Source organism: Photorhabdus akhurstii (assembly GCF_019090985.1).
GTDB lineage: Bacteria > Pseudomonadota > Gammaproteobacteria > Enterobacterales > Enterobacteriaceae > Photorhabdus > Photorhabdus akhurstii.
This window is the reverse complement of sequence record NZ_CP020335.1, coordinates 5,389,658-5,410,762: the sequence shown is the minus strand read 5'-3', so window position 1 is coordinate 5,410,762 and position 21,105 is coordinate 5,389,658. Positions and strand designations below refer to the sequence as shown.

Genomic DNA, 21,105 nt, shown 5'->3' with positions numbered 1-21,105 from the left:
TATTTTGCTATCTCTGCGATCTACGCTGTGTATACACGGCATCCAGTGTAAACAGCACTAATGCAGCCCAGATAAAGCCGAAAGTAATCAGACGGTCAGTGCCTATTTGTTCACCATAAACCAAGGTTGCTAGCAAGAACATCAGCGTTGGGCCGACATACTGAAAGAATCCGAGTGTAGATAGACGCAGGTGGGCAGCGGCTTCCGTGTATAACAGTAATGGCACAGTAGTAATAATGCCCGCGGCAATCAGAAATAAATTGAGAGTTGCTGAGTTATTACTTAGATCACTAGTTGGGGTGTTGGCAAAACCAAATAGGTAAATGGCGGCAATCGGCAGTAACCACAGTGTTTCAATCGTCATGCCCGTTTGAGCGTCAACATTCATCTTCTTACGCAGCAGGGCATACAGAGCAAAAGTGACAGCCAAACTTAATCCAATGACCGGTATAGAACCAAATTGCCATAGCTGGATTAACACGCCGGTGAAGGCCAGAATAACCGCAGCCCATTGTGTGCGGCGGAAACGCTCACTGAGAAACAGCATGCCGAATAAAACGTTAACCAATGGGCTAATAAAATAACCCAGGCTGGCTTCCAGCATATGACCGTGGTTCACCGCCCAGATGTAAATCAGCCAGTTACAGGCAACGACAGTGGCCGTTACGGCCAGAAATAATACTTTTTTAGGTTGACGGAAAACTTTGGCTACCTGTGACCAGTGACGAGTTAATGTTAGCAATAGCAACATAAAGAAAAATGACCAAATAATACGATGGGTCAGGATTTCGTCAGCTGGTACTTGCTGGATATGTTTAAAATAAACTGGCGCGATTCCCCAGATAAAACAGGCACTGAAAGCGTACAGTACTCCTTTGGTAGTTTGTGGCTTATTCATATCGTCCTGATGCTAATAAAATTAGAAGAAAAGTAATGGGTTTTTAGCCCGTTAACATGGAAATAATATGTCACCGGGCTGAATATTACGCAAGCGATTAAAATTATCTTGTCATCCTACCAGATAGGTCGCCGTTACACTGGCGATATGGGCTCTTTGCTCATTATGTAGTTCTGCTCTGGCGACAGAAACTTTGTTGCCATTACGGATAATGCTACTGGTGGCGGTAAATAGTTCCCCGCGGCCGGGCCGTAGGTAATCCACCCGCAAATCAATCGTTCCCATTATTGATAATCGTTTTTCTAATTCTTCTAGTGATGCGGGTACCAGACGGGTCAAGGCGTTACCGATACAGACCAATCCACCACATACATCCAGCACTGAGGCAATGACACCACCATGTAAAATTTTCTGTGCGATATTACCTACTAGTTTACTTTGGTTACGGAATTGTATTTCTACGTAATCTTGTTCAAATCGGATTAGTTCAAGTCCTAATAATTGGTTAAAAGGCATATCGTGAACAAAAGTATGACCAATCACTTGCCGGGCTTCTTCCAGGGTTAGTAGTGTTGTAGACATTTAATTTTATTCCTAAATAAAGATATATGTTACCAATGTGACTTTATATGGTTAATGGCTTGTTAATATTATGCTTTTATTGCTAACCTTGCCAGCTCATAAGGAATATCTGGCAATAATCTGAATAAACATAATTGAATACAACTATAGGTAAGCTGAAACGGATCTGTGCTTTTTTTTCGTCACGCTTGGTTTTGGGACTAGAATCAGGACAAACACTGTCGGATAAGATACCAACATCCGAGCATATCCCTGGCTCTATGTATCAAGCACATCTAATGCCGTTCGGCGGAAACAGGTACAGGCTTCTTCCCATGAGACCAGACGTTCATCAAACACCATTGGCACGACGAATTAAGGTCAAAGGCCCGAGTAGACGCAACAACTCAACGATGTAATGATCTTTCTCTACAATTGCGACAGATTCAATCCCCAACGCATCCGCAACATCAGGGAATAATTTTGTTAAATCATCCATTTAATTTGCTGTTCCCTACTGACAAGATTCTCTTAAAACGCGGTGAAGTTTTGATTTCCAGCGAAGCGGGGATCTGAGTGGATTTACCGTTATTGTAGGCACTGCTGGCCCCTACCAGGCGATAATCCACTTTCAGAAGTTCCAGTGCTTCAATCACCACCGCAGCGGAACCACCGGGTGCCGCAGGCATTAACTTCCCGGTAATCGCGTTTTGCCGCGCTTTGGTATAGATCCCATAACCCACTTTCAGTAATTGCCCTTCTTTCACCAGTTCGCGAAGTGCTCTACCAACCTGATCGTAGCCTGAGAGATCTTTGAAATCGTCACGAGTGAAAACATAACGCTTTGAGCGTTTCAGTCGTGACTGAATACGAGTTTTTGTAGTCATGTCGTCCTCCTTTGGCTATTTTTTCATCATAGCAAGCATACGACATTTTTAACAGCAAACATTTGTCAGCGGTCTGAGGCAGTACTGTAGGTACTGCCTTAATAGAATAGTGAGCATGTTACGGATGAGGCACCGTTTTCCATGCTCATTGATAGCTCTATTTTACGAATGACCAAATTTGGCAATTGGGTTAATCAGATTATCAGCAAACTGTAAACTTTGAGCCGGATCAGCTAAATCAAGCATCTGACGGTTATTCGCTATTTGCAGGCGGTTTAGACAGCAGCGTTTAATCTCCGGTGTAAATAGATCGTAACGCACAAATTGTTCACGTAATTCAGGATGGTTGTGCTGATAGCTTAAAATACAATCTGCTACGGATTGCCAGAAAAGATCCTGTGAATAGCTACCCTGTTCATCCAGTATGGCAGCCAGATAGCGGAATATACCATCAAACACATCAGATAAGATGGTCAGTGTTTTCATATCTTCTGGCATGTCCACTTTGACTCGACTCGCTTTTTCCGGTAAATCGGCGTCGGGATTCATGACCAGAATTTCTTCCGCTAAATCTTTCATGAAGATGTGCTGTGGAACATGGTTTTCCAATACCATGATGATGTTTTCGCCATGTGGCATAAACATCAGATCATAAGCGTACAAACAGTGTAACAGTGGCGCAAGATAACTCTCTAAATAGCGGCGCAACCATTCTTGAGTGGACAGGTCGGATGCTGAAATTAACGCAGGCAACAGGGCATTCCCTTGCTGATCACTGTGCAGTAATGCAGCCATCGTCATCACTTGTTGCCCAGGTTCAATTAATTGCAATGGGTTTTCTCGCCACAGTGCCGCCATCATTTTTTTGTAAGGCGTATCACTACTGATTGCTTGCTCGTAATAGCTGTTTTTGAATCCAACACTGGCGACTTCTCGTAAAATTTTAAAACGATAACGTTGCAAGATGGGATCTTGTGTTACCAAATCGAATAGCCAGTCATTAATGCCCGGTGTCGTCGCCATGTAATAAGGTGATAAACCGCGCATAAATCCCATGTTCAGAATGGATAACGCCATTTTCACATAATATCGCTGAGGATGAGTGCGATTGAATAAGGTACGGATTGACTGTTGTGCCTGATAGGCATCAGTACCAATACCAAGATAGACCAATTTCTGATTAGCGATATCGGGCGCAAATATTGATGCCAACTTGTTCTGCCATTGCCAAGGGTGAACTGGCATCAGGAAATAGTCTTTTGGATTAAGGTTAAGCGCGATTAACCGCTGGTCAAAGTCAGCTACCGTGGTTGTGCCTAGCTCTTGTTCCAGCAACTGTTGATAGTTGAGTTGCTCTATACAAGCAAAATGAGCTTGGCTCTTATGTGCGGCCAGCCATACTAAATGCATAACAGAGGCGGCTTCGGGACTAAAGTTCTGAAAATCACCGATATCAAAACCAATCCGGCCATTATTGGCGACGAAAGAGGGGTGCCCTTCCATCATCTCCCCTTCCAACTCCTGAAAATCAGTGTTCACGAGATCCATTGCACTGATACCGATTCTATTATGCTTAAAAGCGCTGCTATAGAGAGTACTGGTAATTTCTTCCAGATAGGTGGGCATGACAACATCGCTAATGCCAAGTTGTTGTTTAAACTCAATAATGAATAGCAAGGAGTCGAGTTCTACAGCTTCCCCGTTGGCATGTTTCTGTAACGAATTGGCATCAATCAGCCAGTGATCCAGTGCCATACGCCGCGCCCGGAAAGTATAGCTCACCAAGAGGTCAGCACTATTCAAACGGTAACTATCCAAACGGTAATGGTGATATCCGTCACTGTCTGCTTTTTCAGTTAACTGTTGAGGCGCGAGTAAACATTCATGTGAAAATTCAGAAATAGCTTTACACAAGTGCAGACGATTAACTTTTTGCCAGACGGCGGGTTGCAAATGTGTGGCATTTGTCACCAATGAGCCCGGGGGAGTTGATGTTGTCGCTTGGTATTCCCGCTGTAACGCAATCTGGTGCTGTTCTCTGGTACAAAAGGCCAATTTGGCTGTTTTATGAGGTAATACCAATGCCTTCTGATAAACAAAACCCGCCCGTAGATTAAGTTTATGAATTTTCTCATTATGTATATTAGGCTCAACGACAATTCGAACCACGGCAGGATCGCTGAAAATAAAGGCTATGATGGTTTGAAAAATACCCCAAGTGAAATTCTTGATTTTTTCTTGTGGCGGGGCAACCAGAATATGCATTCCCATATCATCTGGGTGTGCTGGATAATATTTTCCAATCAGATCATCTTGTGCACGATAACATTCTAATAGAAAAGCAGGTTGTTCCTGATAGATGCCAATAAATACACTGCCCGGATGGCGGGATTCTAAATCATGATAAAATTCCCATACTTGTTGTTCGGTATTATCTTTCATTCCCCAATAATGAGCATAATCCCGGTTAACCCAGTCAGTTAATATGGGAATATCCCGTTCCAGATCAAGTGGGCGTAATGCAAAGCTGCCTATTTCAGGCAAGGATTTTTCAAACAGCGTAGGATTAAAGATGGACATTAGCATGCTCCTTCGGTAGCAACGTTGAATTGCTGGAAAGCGATACTTTTCTCAATCGGGTAATGTTCAATACCGGTGATTTCATAAATCAGGCAGGAGTTGCGATAACAGGCCATTCCCAGATCCGGTGTGACGAAACCGTGGGTATGTAACTCCACATTCTGTATGAAAATGGTATTGCTCTGATCAATGCTGTAATTACGTTGTACAGCATAACGTCCTTTTTCATCCCAACGGATAAGATGACGTATACCTTCAATAAAAGTTGGAGTCTGGTATTGATAGCCGGTTGCCAGAACGATCCCTTCGGTGTCGAGAGAAAATGCTTTCTCCTGCTCATGTTGGAATAATGCTAATGTTAGGTCACGGCCATTGTTAGCATGGCTAACTTGTTGTAATTCACTATTAGTATATAAATTAACGTTTAATTCACCGTTTAATCGTTTGGTGTACATTAAATCGAAAATATCATTGATTAATGAACTGTTGATACCTTTATAAAGCTGCTTGTGGGACAGATTTAATGCATCACGCTTTTCGCCCGGGAGGCTATAGAAATAATCTACATATTCTGGTGAAGTCATTTCCAGAGTCAGTTTGGTATATTCCAGCGGGAAAAAACGTGGTGAACGGGTAAGCCAATTAAGCTGGTAATTAAATTTATCAATATCGCTGAGTAAATCGTAAAAAATTTCCGCTGCACTTTGTCCACTACCCAGAACGGTAATAGATTGTTTTTGTTGTAAGGCTGCTTTGCTCTTCAAGTAATTACCTGATGTCACCATCTGATCAGAGAAGGGTTGGCAGCACTTTGGAATATAGGGTGAAGGCCCGGTACCCAATACCAATTTTTTACAAATAAATTGGTGTTGTTGCCCAGTTAACGTATCTGAACAATGTAGTGTATATAGCGAAGCGTCTTCATCATAACTGATGCTATCAACGCGAGTGTTAAAGCGTAAATTGGATAACTGTTCTGCTGCCCATTGGCAATATTGGTTGTATTCTTTACGCATCAGGAAAAAACTTTCCCGGATATAAAAGGAATATATTCTTCCTTTCTGCTTAATATAATTAAGGAAGCTAAGTGGGTGAGTGGGTGATGCCAAGGTCACTAGATCTGACATAAACGGGGTTTGCATGGTGGAGTTTTCCATCATCATTCCCGGATGCCAGTCAAAGCCCGGTTTTTGATCGATGAACAGGCTATGAACATCTTTTAGCGGCTGAGTTAAACAAGCCAGTCCGAGATTAAAAGGGCCGATGCCAATGGCGATAAAATCATAAAGGCGAGTTGTCATAATTTCTCCTGGTGAACAGTATTAATCTTCGCTTAGTTGTTATTATGGGTTGCCAGAAAATCATTTCCGTGCATTACGATGCTGTGCACAATTTCTTGTAAATGTTGCTGGTTTGTTGCTGGGTTAAGGAAAGTAAATTTCAGATATTGTTTGCCATTGACTTTGGTACCCGCAATGACGGTATTGCCTTCACGGAATAGCGCCTTACGAATGGCCGCATTGACGGCATCAATATCTGTAGTGGGTAATTTTTGTTTAGGAATAAAACGGAAAACCAAAGTACTTAACTCTGGATAATGAATAAGTTCAAAATAGGGATTCTGCGCCATTAATCGATAGGCATCCTGAGCCGTATCGACAACTTTATCAAAAGCTTGTCCAAGTCGTTTTGCACCCATAATTCGTAATGTCAGCCACATTTTCAATGCATCAAAACGACGAGTTGTCTGGATACTTTTATTGACCAGATTGGGTGTGCCTTCTTGTAACGCACTTAGCGGATTCAAATATTCGGCATGATAAGTCAGATGGGATAAGTGTTTCTTATTTTTGACGAAGAAAGCACTGCAACTGACTGGCTGGAAGAATGACTTGTGGTAATCCACCGTGACAGAATCCGCTAAATTGATGCCTTCCAGTAGATGAGCGCGACGAGGCGAAACCAGTAAACCGCATCCGTATGCCGCATCCACATGTAGCCAGATACCATACTGCTTGGCGATAGCTGCGATAGGGTGAAGTGGATCAATACTGCCGAAATCCGTGGTGCCGGTTGTCGCGACAATGGCGAGAGGAATGTTGCCTTGTGCGATACATTGGTTAATGTTTTGTTCCAATGCTTGAGGGTCCATACGGAACTCACTGTCATGAGGAACAGAGACCACGGCGTTGTACCCCAAACCAAGGATAGCGGCGGCCTTTTGTGTACTGAAATGGCTGACTGTCGAGGTAAAAATACGCAGTTTATGAAAATCCGCCGGCAGACCATGTAGCTGATTTTTATGTTCAGGATCGCGTTGATGACAAAAATGGTCCCGTGCTAGTAGCATTGCCATCAGATTTGATTGGGTGCCGCCACTAGTAAAGATACCATCGGCATTTGTACCTAATGCCATTTTATCTCGTGTCCAGTCGAGAACTTTTTGCTCTATTAGTGTCCCGCCAGCGCTTTGATCCCAGGTATCCAATGAGGAATTAATCGCGCCAATAATGGTTTCAGCCAGAACGGCGGGTAATACCAATGGACAATTAAGATGGGCGACATACTTTGGATGATGAAAATAAACAGCATCTTTAATATAAAGTTGCTGCAACTCATCTAAAGCCTGGTTTAAAGAGGTAAGGGGGAGATCTAAATTCACTTTAGAAAATAGTGGAGATAACTCATTGGGTAATATCCCACTGAAAGGCTTATCCACCTGCTGTAATATTATCTTTATTCTGGTAATGACATTATAAGCGTCATCAAGATAGTCTCCAGCACTATGCATATTTAAGAAATATCTGGAAAAATCTTCGTCCGTTATATGACTATCTTTTGTGGGTGAATGGTCTAATAGCAGAGCGTCTCCGTACATTATATGTCCTTATTATTTCATATATAGGTTATTATTTGGTTATTGCCCAACATAGTTGATTTTATTATGTGTAGTATTTGGTTAGATTAAATAACTGTTGAATAGTAGCGCGATTAAATCATAATAATCTCTTTCTGCCGGAACAGATAAGAATTAAAAATTATAGAATAGAATGTTAGTGTCTACTTTCTACCTTGGATTCCAAAGGGCAATCATGGCAATTACCGACGCCAGGCAGTTTATTTCTTTGGCAACAAGTGCGACGCTGCATATTGTTGTGCCGTAAGATAACAGTACGATAAAGTGGATTATCTCTACCATCGGGTAGTTGTGGTTCCATGAAAAGACCATTTATAATCTCTTGATATAACTTGCTATTTATTCTTGTGCTGAATTCAGCAAGATACCAATGCATAATATAACCGATATTATTCCATAGGAGCCGTCCATTTATCCCTTGATATGATTCGATCTTTTCACATACCGGAATAATATGGCGATCCAAGAGAGAATAATGACGATGGAGTAACGATGAAGGTGTTTCATTCAACCAAGTTAAATGATAGTAAACAATATCTGGCCTGCCACTGTCATGGAATTCAACCCGAAAAAGATTGTAATGAGTATCCACTGCTTGTGGATATTCCAGCAACATTAACATCATCGGGGGAATAACCAAACCAAAATACCATTGCGCCCATAAAGAATACAGCGCTTTTTGGTTAGGTTTTATATTGTTGTCACCGTAGTATTCATCCTGATAGCGCTGAATTAATACCGGAAATTCTCTTGTATCTGACCATTGGGGGAAACTCATGCTGGCAACAGGGATATTATCTGCATTTACTCTCATGGTGGCAGTAAAATGGCTAAACGTTTGTTCAAATAACTGGATAATATCTTCAATTACCACTGTGGTTAAAGGGGTAATTGAATCGTTTGTATTTGACACCACCAACTCCCTGTTTACATGTTCATACTGCCTGATTGTAGTATCTTACATATGACTAATCATTGTAAATATAATTATGATAATTATTATTATTATCATTGTCATTATCAAGTAGTAAATCTTTTGGGCGCCTATATTGCTTGTTAATACAGCAAAACTATAGGCAGCTCACTCCCGGCTCAGATGGGATTATATTTTGGAATAATCAGTGGCTTACCTGATTCTGGATCACAAATAATACGGCAAGGGAGACCAAACACATCGGCGATACTCTGTTCGTTGATAATCTCTTCTGGTACCCCTTCGGCATAAATTTTACCATCCTTCATCATAATTAAATGTGAAGCGTAACGTAGTGCCAGGTTGATATCGTGCAGTACCAGCACCAACGTTTTTCCCTGTAAATGTAAACGCTGACAGAGATCGAGCATTTCAATCTGATGAGTGATATCCAGATAAGTGGTCGGTTCATCTAACAGTACGATCGGTGTTTGCTGTGCCAAGGTCATCGCAAACCAGGCGCGTTGACGCTGGCCGCCGGAAAGTTCACTCACTAACCGATGTGACATATCCTGTAGTTCGACTGCATGTAAAGCTTCATTAACGATTTGTTCATCTTCTGCTGACCACTGTCGTAAAAAGGATTGATGAGCGTAACGTCCACGTGAAACCAAATCGTATACGGTCAACGCTTCGGTGATGACTGCCCCTTGTGTTAGTAGAGATAGCTCACGTGCTACCGCTTTGGGTTTGTAATGTCGAATATTGCGCTCATCGAGCAGGATTTCACCGCGCTGTGGCGTGATACCTCGGCTAATAGCGCGTAGCAGGGTCGATTTTCCACAACCATTCGGGCCAATGATGACGCTGAATTCACCATCACGAATAGCAATATTCAAGCACTCAACAATCGTCTTTTTTCCGTATGCCAGCGAAAGATCTTGGGTGGTCAATCGTGAAGCGCTAGTTGGGGAATTCATATCAAGTGACATTACTTTGTTCTCCTTAATTCAGCGTACAGCAAATACATCAAATAGACACCGCCTACCCCTGCGGTGATAATGCCTACTGGCAGACGTGCCGAAGTAGGAAGCAGCAAAGTAATTAAGTCAGAAGCGAGCAGTAGTAATGCTCCCATCAATGCTGAACAAAAAAGAGCGGCACCTTTTGCCCGTACCAAGCGGCGGGCAATTTGCGGCGCGGAAAGTGCGATAAACGCCACTGGCCCGACAACCAGTACCGCCATAGAGGCCAGTAGTACCGCTAGTAACAAACTCATAAGCTGAATTGTACGGACTGGTACACCGAGCGTGTTGGCAACTTCATAGCCGAGATTGACGTAGTTTAATTGCCGTCCTAACCAAAGGAGAAAAGGGACGAACAGTATCGTTCCATAAATTAACCCAACATCTTGCCAACCTCGATTGGCGAGGCTGCCGTGCAGCAGCGAAGCGAGTTGCTGTGCTTGCTCAAGGCGTACATTCGAAATAGCGAAATTAACAAATGCCATGCAGAGGGCGGCGATAGCAATCCCGGAGATGACAATCTTGGTTGTCTGCATCTGTCCAGAGCGACTAATGTTCCCGGCGTAGACCAACAGTACTGCAAAGCTGGCCCCTAGCAGCGCACCTAAAGGAATCGGCAATACGCCAGGCCAGATGATCAGTGTGGCGACTATGCCAGCAGCAGCGCCGGCATTAACGCCGATAATATCTGGGCTGCCGAGTGCGTTGCGGGTCGTCAGTTGAAAAAGTGAACCTGAGAGTGCCAGAGTTGCACCTGCGCCGATAGCCACTAATGCGCGGGGTAAGCGTAGCTGTGTGAGAATAAATTCCTGATAAGGGGTTGAGGTTGCTAGCCAAAGGTTATCAAGACCTTGCTTACCCAGTGCCAGAGAGAGATAAAACAGCGCTGCAAGTAGTAACAATATCAACAAGATGGCTCTTTGAGTCCGTTGTGGAGGCACAAGAAAAACAGCGGTTCCCAACATAAAGGTGCGAATTTTTGTCGGTCTAGATAGGTTAATCCGCGACATAATTAACTCCACGATGGGTCTTAATAACCAGATAGAGCAGCGGTCCACCGATTCCCGCAGTGATAATTCCCACCATGATCTCCCCGGGGGCTATTACCAACCGTGCCAATATATCGGAAGTGAGCAAGAGGCAAGGCCCAGCGAACAAGCAATAGGGCAGTAGCCAGCGGAAATCGCTGCCAACTAAAGCCCGCATCAAGTGAGGCGCAGCTAAGCCAATAAAGGCAATAGGGCCTGCCATCGCGGTAGCCACCGCCGCCAGCATGGTGGCGGAAATAAGTGACAATACGCGGGTGCGGGCAACATTAGCGCCAAGTGAGCTGGCGATACCTTCACCAAACACCATCACATTCAGGGAAGAGCTGAGTGAAAGGGTCAATATCAAGGCAAATAACAGATAAGGTATCAGCGAACTCGCTTCTGCCAGAGACATTGCACTGAGCGATCCGATGGTCCAGAAGCGGTAGTTATCCAATACATGGGCATTCATTAATACAACGCCTTGGACAAAAGCAAATAAGCAGGCGTTAATGGCGGCACCGGTTAATACCATGCGCACCGGATTGCTATTACGTTGTCCGCCACTGAGCAGGTAGAACAACAATGTAGCCAGACTTGCGCCAATAAATGCTGTCCAGAAGCGCGGAAGTTCATCCAGCATGGGGATGAAAGAGAAACTGACAACCACAGTAGCCGCTCCGGCGTTAACACCCAGTAAGCCCGGCTCGGCTAACGGATTACGCAGCAATCCTTGCGTTACGGCCCCGGAAAGCGCCAGTGCGGCGCCAGCCATAATGCCGATTAACGTGCGTGGTTTGCGGGCATTGATGACCAGATCGCTATAGCTGCCGCTGTCGCCTAACCAATAGTGATGCCATATGGTTGAGAGTGGCAACGTTTTTGCTCCCAAACTCAGACTGGCAATAATACAAATGAAGGTCAGCAGTATCATGAGACCTAAGCCAAGCAGCAGTAGGAATCGGCGTTTAGGATTTGTCATGATGATTTAATTGCCTCTGCCAGAATCGGCATAAATTGTGGTAAACCCCAGCGCAAACTAAGCGGTGTGCCGTAAGACATAGCAACAACCAGTGATTGGTCGGTTAGCGGAATATAACCTCCCTGATGTACAGCTCGGATGGATTGAAATAACGGCTGTGCTTCCACTGCTTTACGTTCTTGTTCATTATTGAACCAAGTTACTAAGATATCAGCGCCATTAAGATAATCCGCATTTTCCAGTCCTATATTGGCGGCGAAACTACCGAAGGGATCGGCCAGTGTGCTAACCGATGGCAGTAGCGTTAAACCAAGATGGACTAAGGTATCGACGCGAGGATCGCCTTTGACGTATATCGATAGCATATTACTGCTGATACCCGCCTTGATATAGGCGAAAGTATAGCGATTGATATGTGGGATGGTATTGCTTGCCTCACGTAATGTAGCATTCAGCTCGGTGGTGAGCTTTTCTCCTTGCGACTGTTTATCTAGCGCACGAGCAATTAATTCAATTTGTTGTTGTGGTGTCGTAAGCCAGGGATGAGAAGGATAAGCGATCACTGGGGCGAAATGTGATAAATGGTCATAAACCTCTTGGGTGATGCCTGATTGGGTTGCCACGATCAGATCAGGCTTAAGGTTAATGACCTTCTCAATGTCCAACTCAGGATACATGTCTATTACGGTGGGTAAAGTGCCGCCCCGCTGTTGCACCGCTTGTTTAAACCACGGCAGATAGCCTTGTTCATCTCCACCCCAACGATGGGATTCAATACCGATCGGCACGATACCGAGATCCAGTACGATATCTTCCGCTCCCGCACCGAGGGCGACAACCCGCTGAGGTTGATGTGTAATCACCGCCGTACCCAATGCGGTAGTAATTTGTTTGGGATAGCCAGGCTGATCTGGCGGTGCATTGTTTGTGCTGGCTGACTTATCACAGCCAGCCAACAGACTGATCAATAGCATCAGCGGTACGGCAAACCCTTTGCAACGCTTCAATTTCATTGTTTGCCTTCCTTCAAATAAATAGAAACATAAGGTTTGCCGTCCGCAGTGTCATTATGACTTTAAACTCAGAACTTATAACGCAAGATCGCTTCAATGTTGCGAGGTGCGCCATAGTAATACTGAGAATATTGGCCGAACTGAGTATAGTAGGTCTTATCAAAGACGTTATTCAGGTTAACCGTCAAAGAGAGATCCGGCGTGAATTGATAACGGCTCATGAGGTTAACCACCGCGAAACTGTCTTGTTTCGCTTGCATTGAGGTCTTTTCAGGCCCTTTTACTGTTGACCAGGTTTTATCCTGCCAAGTAACACCACCACCAATGGTCAGATTGCTCATCGCACCTGGCAGGGTGTAGGTGGTAAACAGTTTAAACAGCCTGTTTGGCGTATTGGTATTGATTCGCACACCATTAGGATCTGTTGCCCGGAATTGCGTATAACCAGTATAAAGACGCCAGTTATCTGTCAGTTGACCACTGATTTCTGCTTCGAACCCGCGGGTTTTGGTGCCGTCTATCGCATAGTAAGCGATGGAATTATCCGGCAACTTCACGGTATCTGCCTCTGGCAGATTATCCTGACGGATTTCAAACAGTGCTAGCGAGTAATCGAGACTATTATCGAAAGCGACACCTTTTAGACCCGCTTCATAGTTTTGTCCTGATACTGGGGCAAGTAACTTATTATTGCGGTCGCGGCGGTTTTCTGGGTTGAATATTTCGGTGTAACTGGTGTAAACCGATAAATCTTGAGTGATGTTGTAGATTAGCCCGCCATAAGGAACAAATTCGTCACTATAGCTGGCATTCTGTGGAGTATTGAAATTATCACCGCGAGTCTGCCAACTGGTTACTCGACCACCGAGGATCAAAGTCAGTGGATCTGCCAGAGAAATCTGAGTAACGGCATAACCTGCGGTCTGTTCATTACGCCCTTTTGAACCAGAAGTTCGCGTATTACTCCACTCTGGTTCAGGATATTGCCAGCCAGGGGAGGTGAAGTCACCCATCCCTGGACAGCTATTTGGACGTGTAAGCATACAAGTTGCGCTGAAGTAATCGTTCTGGAAATCCTGTTGCTGGTGGTTTAAGCCGAAACTGACATGATGAGTACGGCTAAATAATCGGTAGTCACCATTCACCTGTAGATCGTAATTCTGCTGACGGCGACTGCCATCAATAAGTGTCATACTACCTGGTTTAATACCCATATTGGTGATGCGGTTAGGAAAATCAGTTTGATTTGCCCACAGAACCTTCTCGTCGAGTGTATTATTATCGTAAGTAAAGGTGCCCTTTATACTCCAGCCATTGTCAAAGTTGTGTTGCAGGCTGGTAAAGGTAGAGAAAGACCGAATCTTTGAGAAAGCCCAATCAGGAGCATAGCTGTCGCTGCGTTTATAATCGGTTTTGCTGCCATCTGCAAAATAAATTGGTAAACCACCAAACATACCGCCACGGGTGTGATTACGTTGATAATCCGCACCTATAGTCAGCAAGGTATTTTCTGTCAAATCCGCTTCAAGAACGCCATAGAACGGATATTTTTCGTGATTATTGCGATCTATAAAGGAGTTGGCTGCTTGATAAGCTGTGATAAAACGTCCGCGTAGGTTGCCACTGTCATTTAACGGGCCGGAGAGATCAAGGCCAGTGCGCCATTTATCCCAAGAACCCGCTCCGGCAGAGAATTCGCCACGGAAATCGCGGGTCGGACGTTTACGAATCAGGTTAACGGCTGCCGAAGGATTGCCTGGGCCGACCATCAAGCCGGCCGCTCCACGTACCACTTCGATACGATCAAACAGGTCAGCATCCAAAAGATTGTCACCATAGTTAAAGCGGGTATCGTAGTAGGTCGCAACCCCATCACGCAGGATGTTATTGATGCTCATGCCACGAGAAGTAAACCCGAAACGATCGCTATCAAACTGGCGTACACTCATACCGGTTGTGCTATCGATGACGCTATTAACACTGTCCAGATTTTCGTCAAGCATACGTTGTTTGGTCACGACACTGACAGTTTGTGGCGTTTCACGCGCTGAAAGATTCAGTCCGGTGGCGGTGACCATCGACGTGGTATTGTACATCCCGGTGTCTTCGGTCACGCCTTCATGTTCTGCTCGTGAAGCAGTGACGAGTATCTTGTCATTTTGGGCAGTGGTTTTATCGCTTGTATTTTGCGCACTTTCCGTAATTGCGTAACTATTTCCCATCAGTACTAACTGTATAGTCATTGCAAGAGTTGTTTTTTTAATCATAGAATCCTTTTGCAAAAACGGATACATCACTTTCTTACTATTCATTCCATCCCCGAATTAAGTCTTTTGGTATTTATCTATGTTGATATTTTTATTTATTGCTGCTCGACCTGATGAAGAGTAACCGAGTATTCATGGCGCAAAGCGTATAGCGGGTTAACTAAAGTTCCGGCAAATTTGAGATTCTTTTCACGATCGTCGAGATCGATCATCTGTTGATTATTCGCCATTTGCAGACGATTCAGACAGGTACGAACAAATTCCCGCTTAAACAGATCGAACTTACGGAATTTCTCAATCTGATGTAGATGTTGTGATTGATAATTATGGACACAGCGTGCAACCAGTGACCAGAAATGCTCTTCTGGTAGATTGAGATCTTTTTGCAACAGTGGAATCAGATAGCGGAAGAAACAATCGAAAATATCAAGGAAGATATAGTTAATCTTCATGTCGTCTTCGATAGTGACATGTAGGAAATTAATCTCTTTAGGCAGTTGAAGATCGCCATTCAAAATAGCAATTTCTTCACCAATATCTTTCATCAACATTTTTGTCGGGCTGTTATTATCCAATACCAACATTAGGTTTTCGCCATGTGGCATAAACACCAGATCATAGGTGAAGAAAGAGCGCAATAATGGAGAAAGGTAAGCATCGAGATAACGTGACACCCACTCTTCTGATTTTAAACCTGAATCCTTTACTAAAGCGGCAATGACGGAATTACCTTGATGATCAACATGCAGCAACGAAGCCATTGTCATCAAGCGTTGGTTATCTTTCAACAGCGTCATTGGGCTTTCGCGCCACAGCGCTGACAACATTTTCTTATGTGGACTGTCTTTTTTAATAGCTGATTCAAAGTAGTTATTGAAATAACCGAGAGCAGCACGTTCCCGTAGTACGGTAAAACCTTTCTGTTGGAAGAAACTGTCATTATGGACTAAGTTACTGAGCCATTCGTTGACTGATGGGGTTGTGACCATGCTGTGTGGGTCGAGCCCGCGCATAAAGCCCATGTTCAATACCGAGAGGGCGGTCTTAACGTAGTTCTTCTTCGGTTGAGTAATATTGAAGAAAGTACGGATAGATTGCTGTGCGAGGTAGCGATCATGACCTTCGCCAAGATAAACAATATTACTATTGGCAATATCTGCCGCAAAGCTGATGGCAATACGGTGCTGCCACTGCCAGGGATGGAGAGGCATCAGATAATAATCTGATGGACATAATCCCAGCGTATTAAGATGACGTTCAAATTGCGCCGGCAGGTATTTCCCTAGCTCTTCTTCTATTAATTGTTGGTATGAGAGATCGGATAGCGCGGAGAAAATAGCTTTATTCCTGTGTACCGCAATCCAGATTAAAGTCACCGGGCTGGCGCTTTCAGGCGCATAGCGCTGATAATCATCGGCATCGAAACCAATGCGGCCATTATTCGCAATAAAGACCGGATGGCCTTCACTCATTGCCGTTTCAACAACTTGATAATCAGCATGAGCTAAATCTTGGGCTGTCAGTCGGTTGTACTGATATTTAAAAGCGTGACCGTAGAGGGTGCTAGATATCTCATCGAGATAAATCGGCAGCATTTTTTCCGGGATTTCCAGTAGCGAATACAACTCAATAATCAGTTGAATGGCATCAAGCGGCTGAGATTGCTTCTCCTTGAATTTGGTTACGGATGCGGCATCAATATCAATATGATCGAGCTGATAAGCCTCCGCTTGAAAATGGTATTGGTAGTCACCTATTGCCAGAGAATACTGTTGCTGTTCATGATAGGTAGGATTAATCAATTTTTCGTGATACAGCTCACGTAATATTTTTGTCACCAGGTGGCGATTGGCATGGAGCCAGTTCTCTGCGTTGAGGTGCAGAGTGTGATTATCAGAGTTAATATGTAGTGAACTCATGGTGATAACAATCCCTATTCATAATCAAAAATCCTATCCAACATAGTCGCTATACACTGGAAACAAATCGGTACGCTTAATTCTGAAACTTTCGAATATAAGCATTCTTTTTCCTGGTATTCATTCCGATTCTCTTAGACAGGTGACTTTTGGGGTATTCAATTTTGATAACATTAATACAAATTATTATCATTAACAACTGTGTAAGTGTAAGGATTTACTCTATTTTTGCCTAAATAGCAGTCAAAAATGCGGCGTTATGGCGCTGCATTGGGATGAGTAAGATGAATTGGGGGAGAATTTTTGATCGGCTGTAACCTTTAATTAAACCTGCTTTTATACCGAGATGATGTTCAATGACATGCTGTAATTATTTCGAGAGTGAGATAGCATAATGCCCAGACGTTTTGAAAAGCGTCTGTGATTTTTTAATATGGTTGAGGAAAAGCGTGTCTACCGCAGAGGTCATTAATACGATATCACTGACAGAGCAGGTATTGCGGAAAACCTTTGGTTATTTGCAATTCCGGCCTGGCCAGCAACAAGTTATCAATACCATTCTTGAAGGGCGTGACTGTTTGGTCATTATGCCGACTGGTGGCGGTAAATCATTGTGTTACCAAATTCCGGCGCTGGTACAGGAAGGGGTAACTTTGGTTGTTTCGCCGTTGATCTCTTTAATGAAAGATCAGGTGGATCAACTGCGGGCAAATGGCGTTGCGGCGGATTGCTTGAATTCAACTCAGGCCCGTGAACAGCAAATTGATGTAATCCGGCGTTGCCGTCAGGGAATGGTTAAATTGCTGTATATCGCCCCTGAGCGCTTGATGATGGATAACTTCCTTGAGCAACTTCTGGAATGGCAACCCGCAATGCTGGCTGTGGATGAAGCTCATTGTATTTCACAGTGGGGCCATGATTTCCGGCCGGAATATCGGGCGTTGGGACAGCTAAGGCAACGCTTTCCGACATTACCTGTCATTGCGTTGACGGCGACCGCAGATGAAACTACCCGCAATGATATTGTCCGACTACTGAATCTTAATAATCCACTTATCCATATCAGCAGTTTTGACCGTCCCAATATCCGTTATACCTTGATAGAAAAATACAAACCATTAGATCAACTGTGGCTATTTATTCGCGGTCAAAAAGGTAAAAGCGGCATTGTTTACTGCAACAGCCGTAACAAAGTTGAAGAGATATCAGAGCGTTTACAAAAACGTGGTTTAAGTGTTGCGCCATACCATGCCGGGTTGGACAACAGCCAGCGTGCGCGGGTGCAGGATGCATTTCAACGTGATGATTTGCAGGTAGTGGTGGCAACCGTGGCATTTGGTATGGGAATTAATAAACCTAATGTTCGGTTTGTGGTGCATTTCAATATTCCACGTAATATCGAATCCTATTATCAGGAAACGGGACGTGCTGGACGTGATGGTTTGCCGGCGGAAGCGGTGCTGTTTTATGATCCCGCGGATATGGTATGGCTTCGCCGTTGTCTGGAAGAGAAAGAGGCGGGTACACAGCAGGATATTGAGCGGCATAAGCTCAATGCGATGGGGGCTTTTGCCGAAGCACAAACTTGCCGCCGTCTAGTGTTATTGAACTACTTTGGTGAAAGTAAGCAAACCCCTTGTGGTAACTGTGACATCTGCCTTGATCCGCCGAAAAATTATGATGGTTTAGTGGATGCCCAAAAAGCGCTTTCTTGTATTTACCGGGTTGGACAGCGCTTTGGTATCGTCTATATTGTTGAAGTACTTAGAGGCGCGAATAATCAGCGTATCCGTGATATGCGACATGATAATTTACCGGTTTATGGTATCGGTAAAGAGCAGAGTCAGGAACACTGGATTAGTGTATTGCGGCAGCTTATTCATTTAGGCTTTATCAGTCAAAACATCGCCAACTATTCTGCATTACAATTAACGGAAGCTGCGCGTCCGATATTGCGTGGTGAAGTTTCACTAAAACTGGCTGTTCCACGAATACAGAATCTGAAAGGGCGTAATCAGCAAAGTAAATCATATAGTGGTAATTATGATCGCAAACTATTTGCCAAGTTACGTAGATTACGGAAATCTATTGCTGACGAAGAAAATATCCCGCCTTTTGTTGTGTTTAATGATGTCACGTTGATTGAAATGGCAGAACAATGCCCGGTTACGGCTGATGAAATGTTATTAATCAACGGCGTGGGGCAACGTAAACTGGAGCGTTTTGGTAACGTCTTTATGGCCTTAATTTGTGAACATCTAGAGGAGCTTGAATAGTCTGAGGATAATTGATGACGCCAGAAATGTTAAAAGAAAGCTGGCTCAATCGTGAGGCACAGTTCTCTGCTTTTGCCAACGGGCCGTTATTAGACTTTTGGCAGGTCAGGGAAGAGTGTGAGTTTATCGGTATAGATAATATACTGATACGTTATGTCCGTTTTTGTGCAACAATAAAAAATTATAGATCGGTTGTTATCTTTCCAGGTCGTAGTGAAAGTTATATCAAATACTCGGAAGTGGCATTTGATTTTTATCACCTTGGCTATGACGTATTTATTATTGATCATCGTGGACAGGGGCGATCCAGCAGGATGCTTGCAGATCCACAAAAAGGGCATGTAGAAAAATTTGATGACTATATTAATGACGTTGAAATATTTATCGAAAAAGAAATTCTTCCTCGTCATTATTCTCACTGTTATGCGTTAGCCCATTCAATGGGGGCGGCAATATTAGGGGGATTTTTATTACGTCACAGCCAGATATTTGATGCAGCAGCCCTTTGTGCTCCTATGTTTGGTATTAACTTTCCTATGCCACGTTGGTTGGCGACTTTCTTGGTTAACCGGGCTGAAAAGCGGCCGGATATGCGTAACCATTATGCGGTGCTAACTGGGAAATGGCGTCCGTTGCCTTATTCGATAAACCTTCTGACACACAGTTACGAACGTTATAGCCGTTACCTCCGTTATTACGCGGATTATCCGGAATTACGTATAGGTGGTCCGACATATCACTGGATACGGGAAAGTATTTGGATTGGCGACATGCTGATAGAAAAAGCCGGAGAAATTGAGACACCATTGATAATTTTAAAAGCCAGTGAAGATAAGGTCGTTAACAATTGGAAATTACGGGCTTTTTGTGAATCACGTAACAAAGTGAAGGATTTCATCGAAGGACAATCACCTTTGATTATTCGAGGGTCGCGTCATGAGATCCTGTTTGAAAAAGATAAATTACGTAGCCAGGCACTTAATGCCATTTGTGATTTTTTTGACCGGAATTGATTCAATTATAGGAACTATAACTATGTATCATATTGTTGCTTCAGATTTAGATGGCACTTTGCTATCCCCTGATCACAAATTAACTTCTTACACCAAGGAAACCCTTAATTTACTGACCAATAAAGGCATTCATTTTATTTTTGCCACTGGTCGTCATCATGTGGACGTTGCGCAAATCCGAGATGTTCTTGGTATTGATGCCTATATGATCACTTCCAATGGCGCTCGGGTACACAACGCTGTGGGTGAACTGGTTTTCAGTCACAATGTTGATCCTGAGATTGTGCATGAATTGTGTCTAATGGAATTTGATAACGCTGATATTCTGACGAATTATTACTGCCATGATCACTGGTATATGAATCGTGAATGCCCTGAGCAGAAAGAGTTTTTTCAGGAATCCGTGTTTCATTACCAACTTTTTGAGCGTGACAACTTCAAAACCGATGATGTATGCAAAGTTTATTTCACCTGCGAAGATCATGATCTATTGGTTGTGTTGGAAGAGAAAATCAAAACGCGTTGGGGCGATAGAGTCAATGTGAGTTTCTCGTTGCGCAATTGCCTGGAAGTGATGGCGGGTGGGGTGTCGAAAGGTCATGCACTTGAGCGGGTAGCCCAATCTATGGGCTATAAATTGAGTGATTGTATTGCTTTTGGTGATGGCATGAATGACTTTGAAATGCTGACGGTAGCAGGTAAGGGCTGCATTATGCAGGATGCTCACCAGCGTTTGAAAGATATCTTGCCAGATATGGAAGTGATTGGCTCAAACGCTGATGATGCGGTTTCCCATTATTTGTGCAAAATATATCAGGTTTAATTT

At 43.7% G+C, this 21,105-nt stretch carries 16 protein-coding genes and 1 pseudogene; 3 read left to right on the top strand and 14 right to left on the bottom strand.

Going from position 1 to position 21,105, the window contains the following annotated elements:
- Nucleotides 1-7 precede the first annotated feature (7 nt).
- The 14 genes and pseudogenes from rarD to B0X70_RS23180 form a co-directional block, all read right to left on the bottom strand.
- Nucleotides 8-898, bottom strand: coding sequence for an EamA family transporter RarD (gene rarD / locus B0X70_RS23245; RefSeq protein ID WP_105398549.1), 891 nt, complete (start codon nucleotides 896-898; stop codon nucleotides 8-10).
- A gap of 111 nt (nucleotides 899-1,009) precedes the next feature.
- The gene (locus B0X70_RS23240) at nucleotides 1,010-1,480 is read right to left on the bottom strand and encodes a thioesterase family protein (protein ID WP_217470499.1); all 471 of its coding nucleotides are present in this window, start codon (nucleotides 1,478-1,480) and stop codon (nucleotides 1,010-1,012) included.
- Between the two features lie 361 nt (nucleotides 1,481-1,841).
- A pseudogene (locus B0X70_RS23235) lies at nucleotides 1,842-1,958 on the bottom strand (nucleotidyl transferase AbiEii/AbiGii toxin family protein); the annotation flags it as partial.
- Nucleotides 1,951-2,346: a DUF6088 family protein gene (locus tag B0X70_RS23230; protein WP_036809950.1), complete on the bottom strand. Its 396-nt coding sequence runs from the start codon at nucleotides 2,344-2,346 to the stop codon at nucleotides 1,951-1,953. The pseudogene B0X70_RS23235 and the gene B0X70_RS23230, both read right to left, overlap by 8 nt.
- A gap of 162 nt (nucleotides 2,347-2,508) precedes the next feature.
- Nucleotides 2,509-4,926 carry a GNAT family N-acetyltransferase gene (locus B0X70_RS23225; protein WP_217470498.1) on the bottom strand — a complete coding sequence of 806 codons (2,418 nt, stop codon included), beginning with the start codon at nucleotides 4,924-4,926 and terminating at the stop codon, nucleotides 2,509-2,511.
- Nucleotides 4,926-6,227 carry a lysine N(6)-hydroxylase/L-ornithine N(5)-oxygenase family protein gene (locus B0X70_RS23220; protein WP_217470497.1) on the bottom strand — a complete coding sequence of 434 codons (1,302 nt, stop codon included), beginning with the start codon at nucleotides 6,225-6,227 and terminating at the stop codon, nucleotides 4,926-4,928. The genes B0X70_RS23225 and B0X70_RS23220 overlap by 1 nt, the downstream gene beginning before the upstream one ends.
- A 32-nt stretch (nucleotides 6,228-6,259) precedes the next feature.
- Nucleotides 6,260-7,804 (bottom strand): pyridoxal phosphate-dependent decarboxylase family protein, encoded by a 1,545-nt coding sequence (locus B0X70_RS23215; protein ID WP_046395007.1) that lies wholly within the window; start codon nucleotides 7,802-7,804, stop codon nucleotides 6,260-6,262.
- 175 nt (nucleotides 7,805-7,979) lie between these two features.
- The gene (fhuF, locus tag B0X70_RS23210) at nucleotides 7,980-8,756 is read right to left on the bottom strand and encodes a siderophore-iron reductase FhuF (protein ID WP_046395008.1); all 777 of its coding nucleotides are present in this window, start codon (nucleotides 8,754-8,756) and stop codon (nucleotides 7,980-7,982) included.
- Nucleotides 8,757-8,935: 179 nt separating this feature from the next.
- Complete coding sequence (locus B0X70_RS23205) at nucleotides 8,936-9,748, bottom strand: ABC transporter ATP-binding protein (protein WP_217470496.1); 813 nt, start codon at nucleotides 9,746-9,748, stop codon at nucleotides 8,936-8,938.
- Nucleotides 9,748-10,791, bottom strand: coding sequence for a FecCD family ABC transporter permease (locus tag B0X70_RS23200; RefSeq protein ID WP_046395010.1), 1,044 nt, complete (start codon nucleotides 10,789-10,791; stop codon nucleotides 9,748-9,750). Before B0X70_RS23200 ends, B0X70_RS23205 begins: the two co-directional genes overlap by 1 nt.
- A complete protein-coding gene (locus B0X70_RS23195) occupies nucleotides 10,778-11,791 on the bottom strand; it encodes a FecCD family ABC transporter permease (protein WP_040150952.1) in 1,014 nt (337 codons plus the stop codon). The genes B0X70_RS23200 and B0X70_RS23195 overlap by 14 nt, the downstream gene beginning before the upstream one ends.
- Nucleotides 11,788-12,804 carry an iron-siderophore ABC transporter substrate-binding protein gene (locus tag B0X70_RS23190; protein ID WP_046395011.1) on the bottom strand — a complete coding sequence of 339 codons (1,017 nt, stop codon included), beginning with the start codon at nucleotides 12,802-12,804 and terminating at the stop codon, nucleotides 11,788-11,790. The genes B0X70_RS23195 and B0X70_RS23190 overlap by 4 nt, the downstream gene beginning before the upstream one ends.
- A gap of 68 nt (nucleotides 12,805-12,872) precedes the next feature.
- Nucleotides 12,873-15,116 carry a TonB-dependent siderophore receptor gene (locus B0X70_RS23185; RefSeq protein ID WP_152662910.1) on the bottom strand — a complete coding sequence of 748 codons (2,244 nt, stop codon included), beginning with the start codon at nucleotides 15,114-15,116 and terminating at the stop codon, nucleotides 12,873-12,875.
- Nucleotides 15,117-15,166: 50 nt separating this feature from the next.
- Nucleotides 15,167-16,990, bottom strand: a complete 1,824-nt coding sequence (locus B0X70_RS23180) for an IucA/IucC family protein (RefSeq protein WP_217470495.1) — start codon at nucleotides 16,988-16,990, stop codon at nucleotides 15,167-15,169.
- 449 nt (nucleotides 16,991-17,439) lie between these two features.
- On the opposite strand from B0X70_RS23180, the gene recQ reads away from it, so the two are divergent.
- The 3 genes from recQ to yigL are packed head-to-tail and all read left to right on the top strand — an operon-like array spanning nucleotide 17,440 to nucleotide 21,102.
- The gene (gene recQ, locus B0X70_RS23175; protein ID WP_036809981.1) at nucleotides 17,440-19,266 is read left to right on the top strand and encodes an ATP-dependent DNA helicase RecQ; all 1,827 of its coding nucleotides are present in this window, start codon (nucleotides 17,440-17,442) and stop codon (nucleotides 19,264-19,266) included.
- Nucleotides 19,267-19,280: 14 nt separating this feature from the next.
- Nucleotides 19,281-20,279: a lysophospholipase L2 gene (gene pldB, locus B0X70_RS23170; RefSeq protein WP_036809984.1), complete on the top strand. Its 999-nt coding sequence runs from the start codon at nucleotides 19,281-19,283 to the stop codon at nucleotides 20,277-20,279.
- A gap of 22 nt (nucleotides 20,280-20,301) precedes the next feature.
- Nucleotides 20,302-21,102: a sugar/pyridoxal phosphate phosphatase YigL gene (gene yigL / locus B0X70_RS23165; protein ID WP_040150964.1), complete on the top strand. Its 801-nt coding sequence runs from the start codon at nucleotides 20,302-20,304 to the stop codon at nucleotides 21,100-21,102.
- Nucleotides 21,103-21,105: the final 3 nt, after the last annotated feature.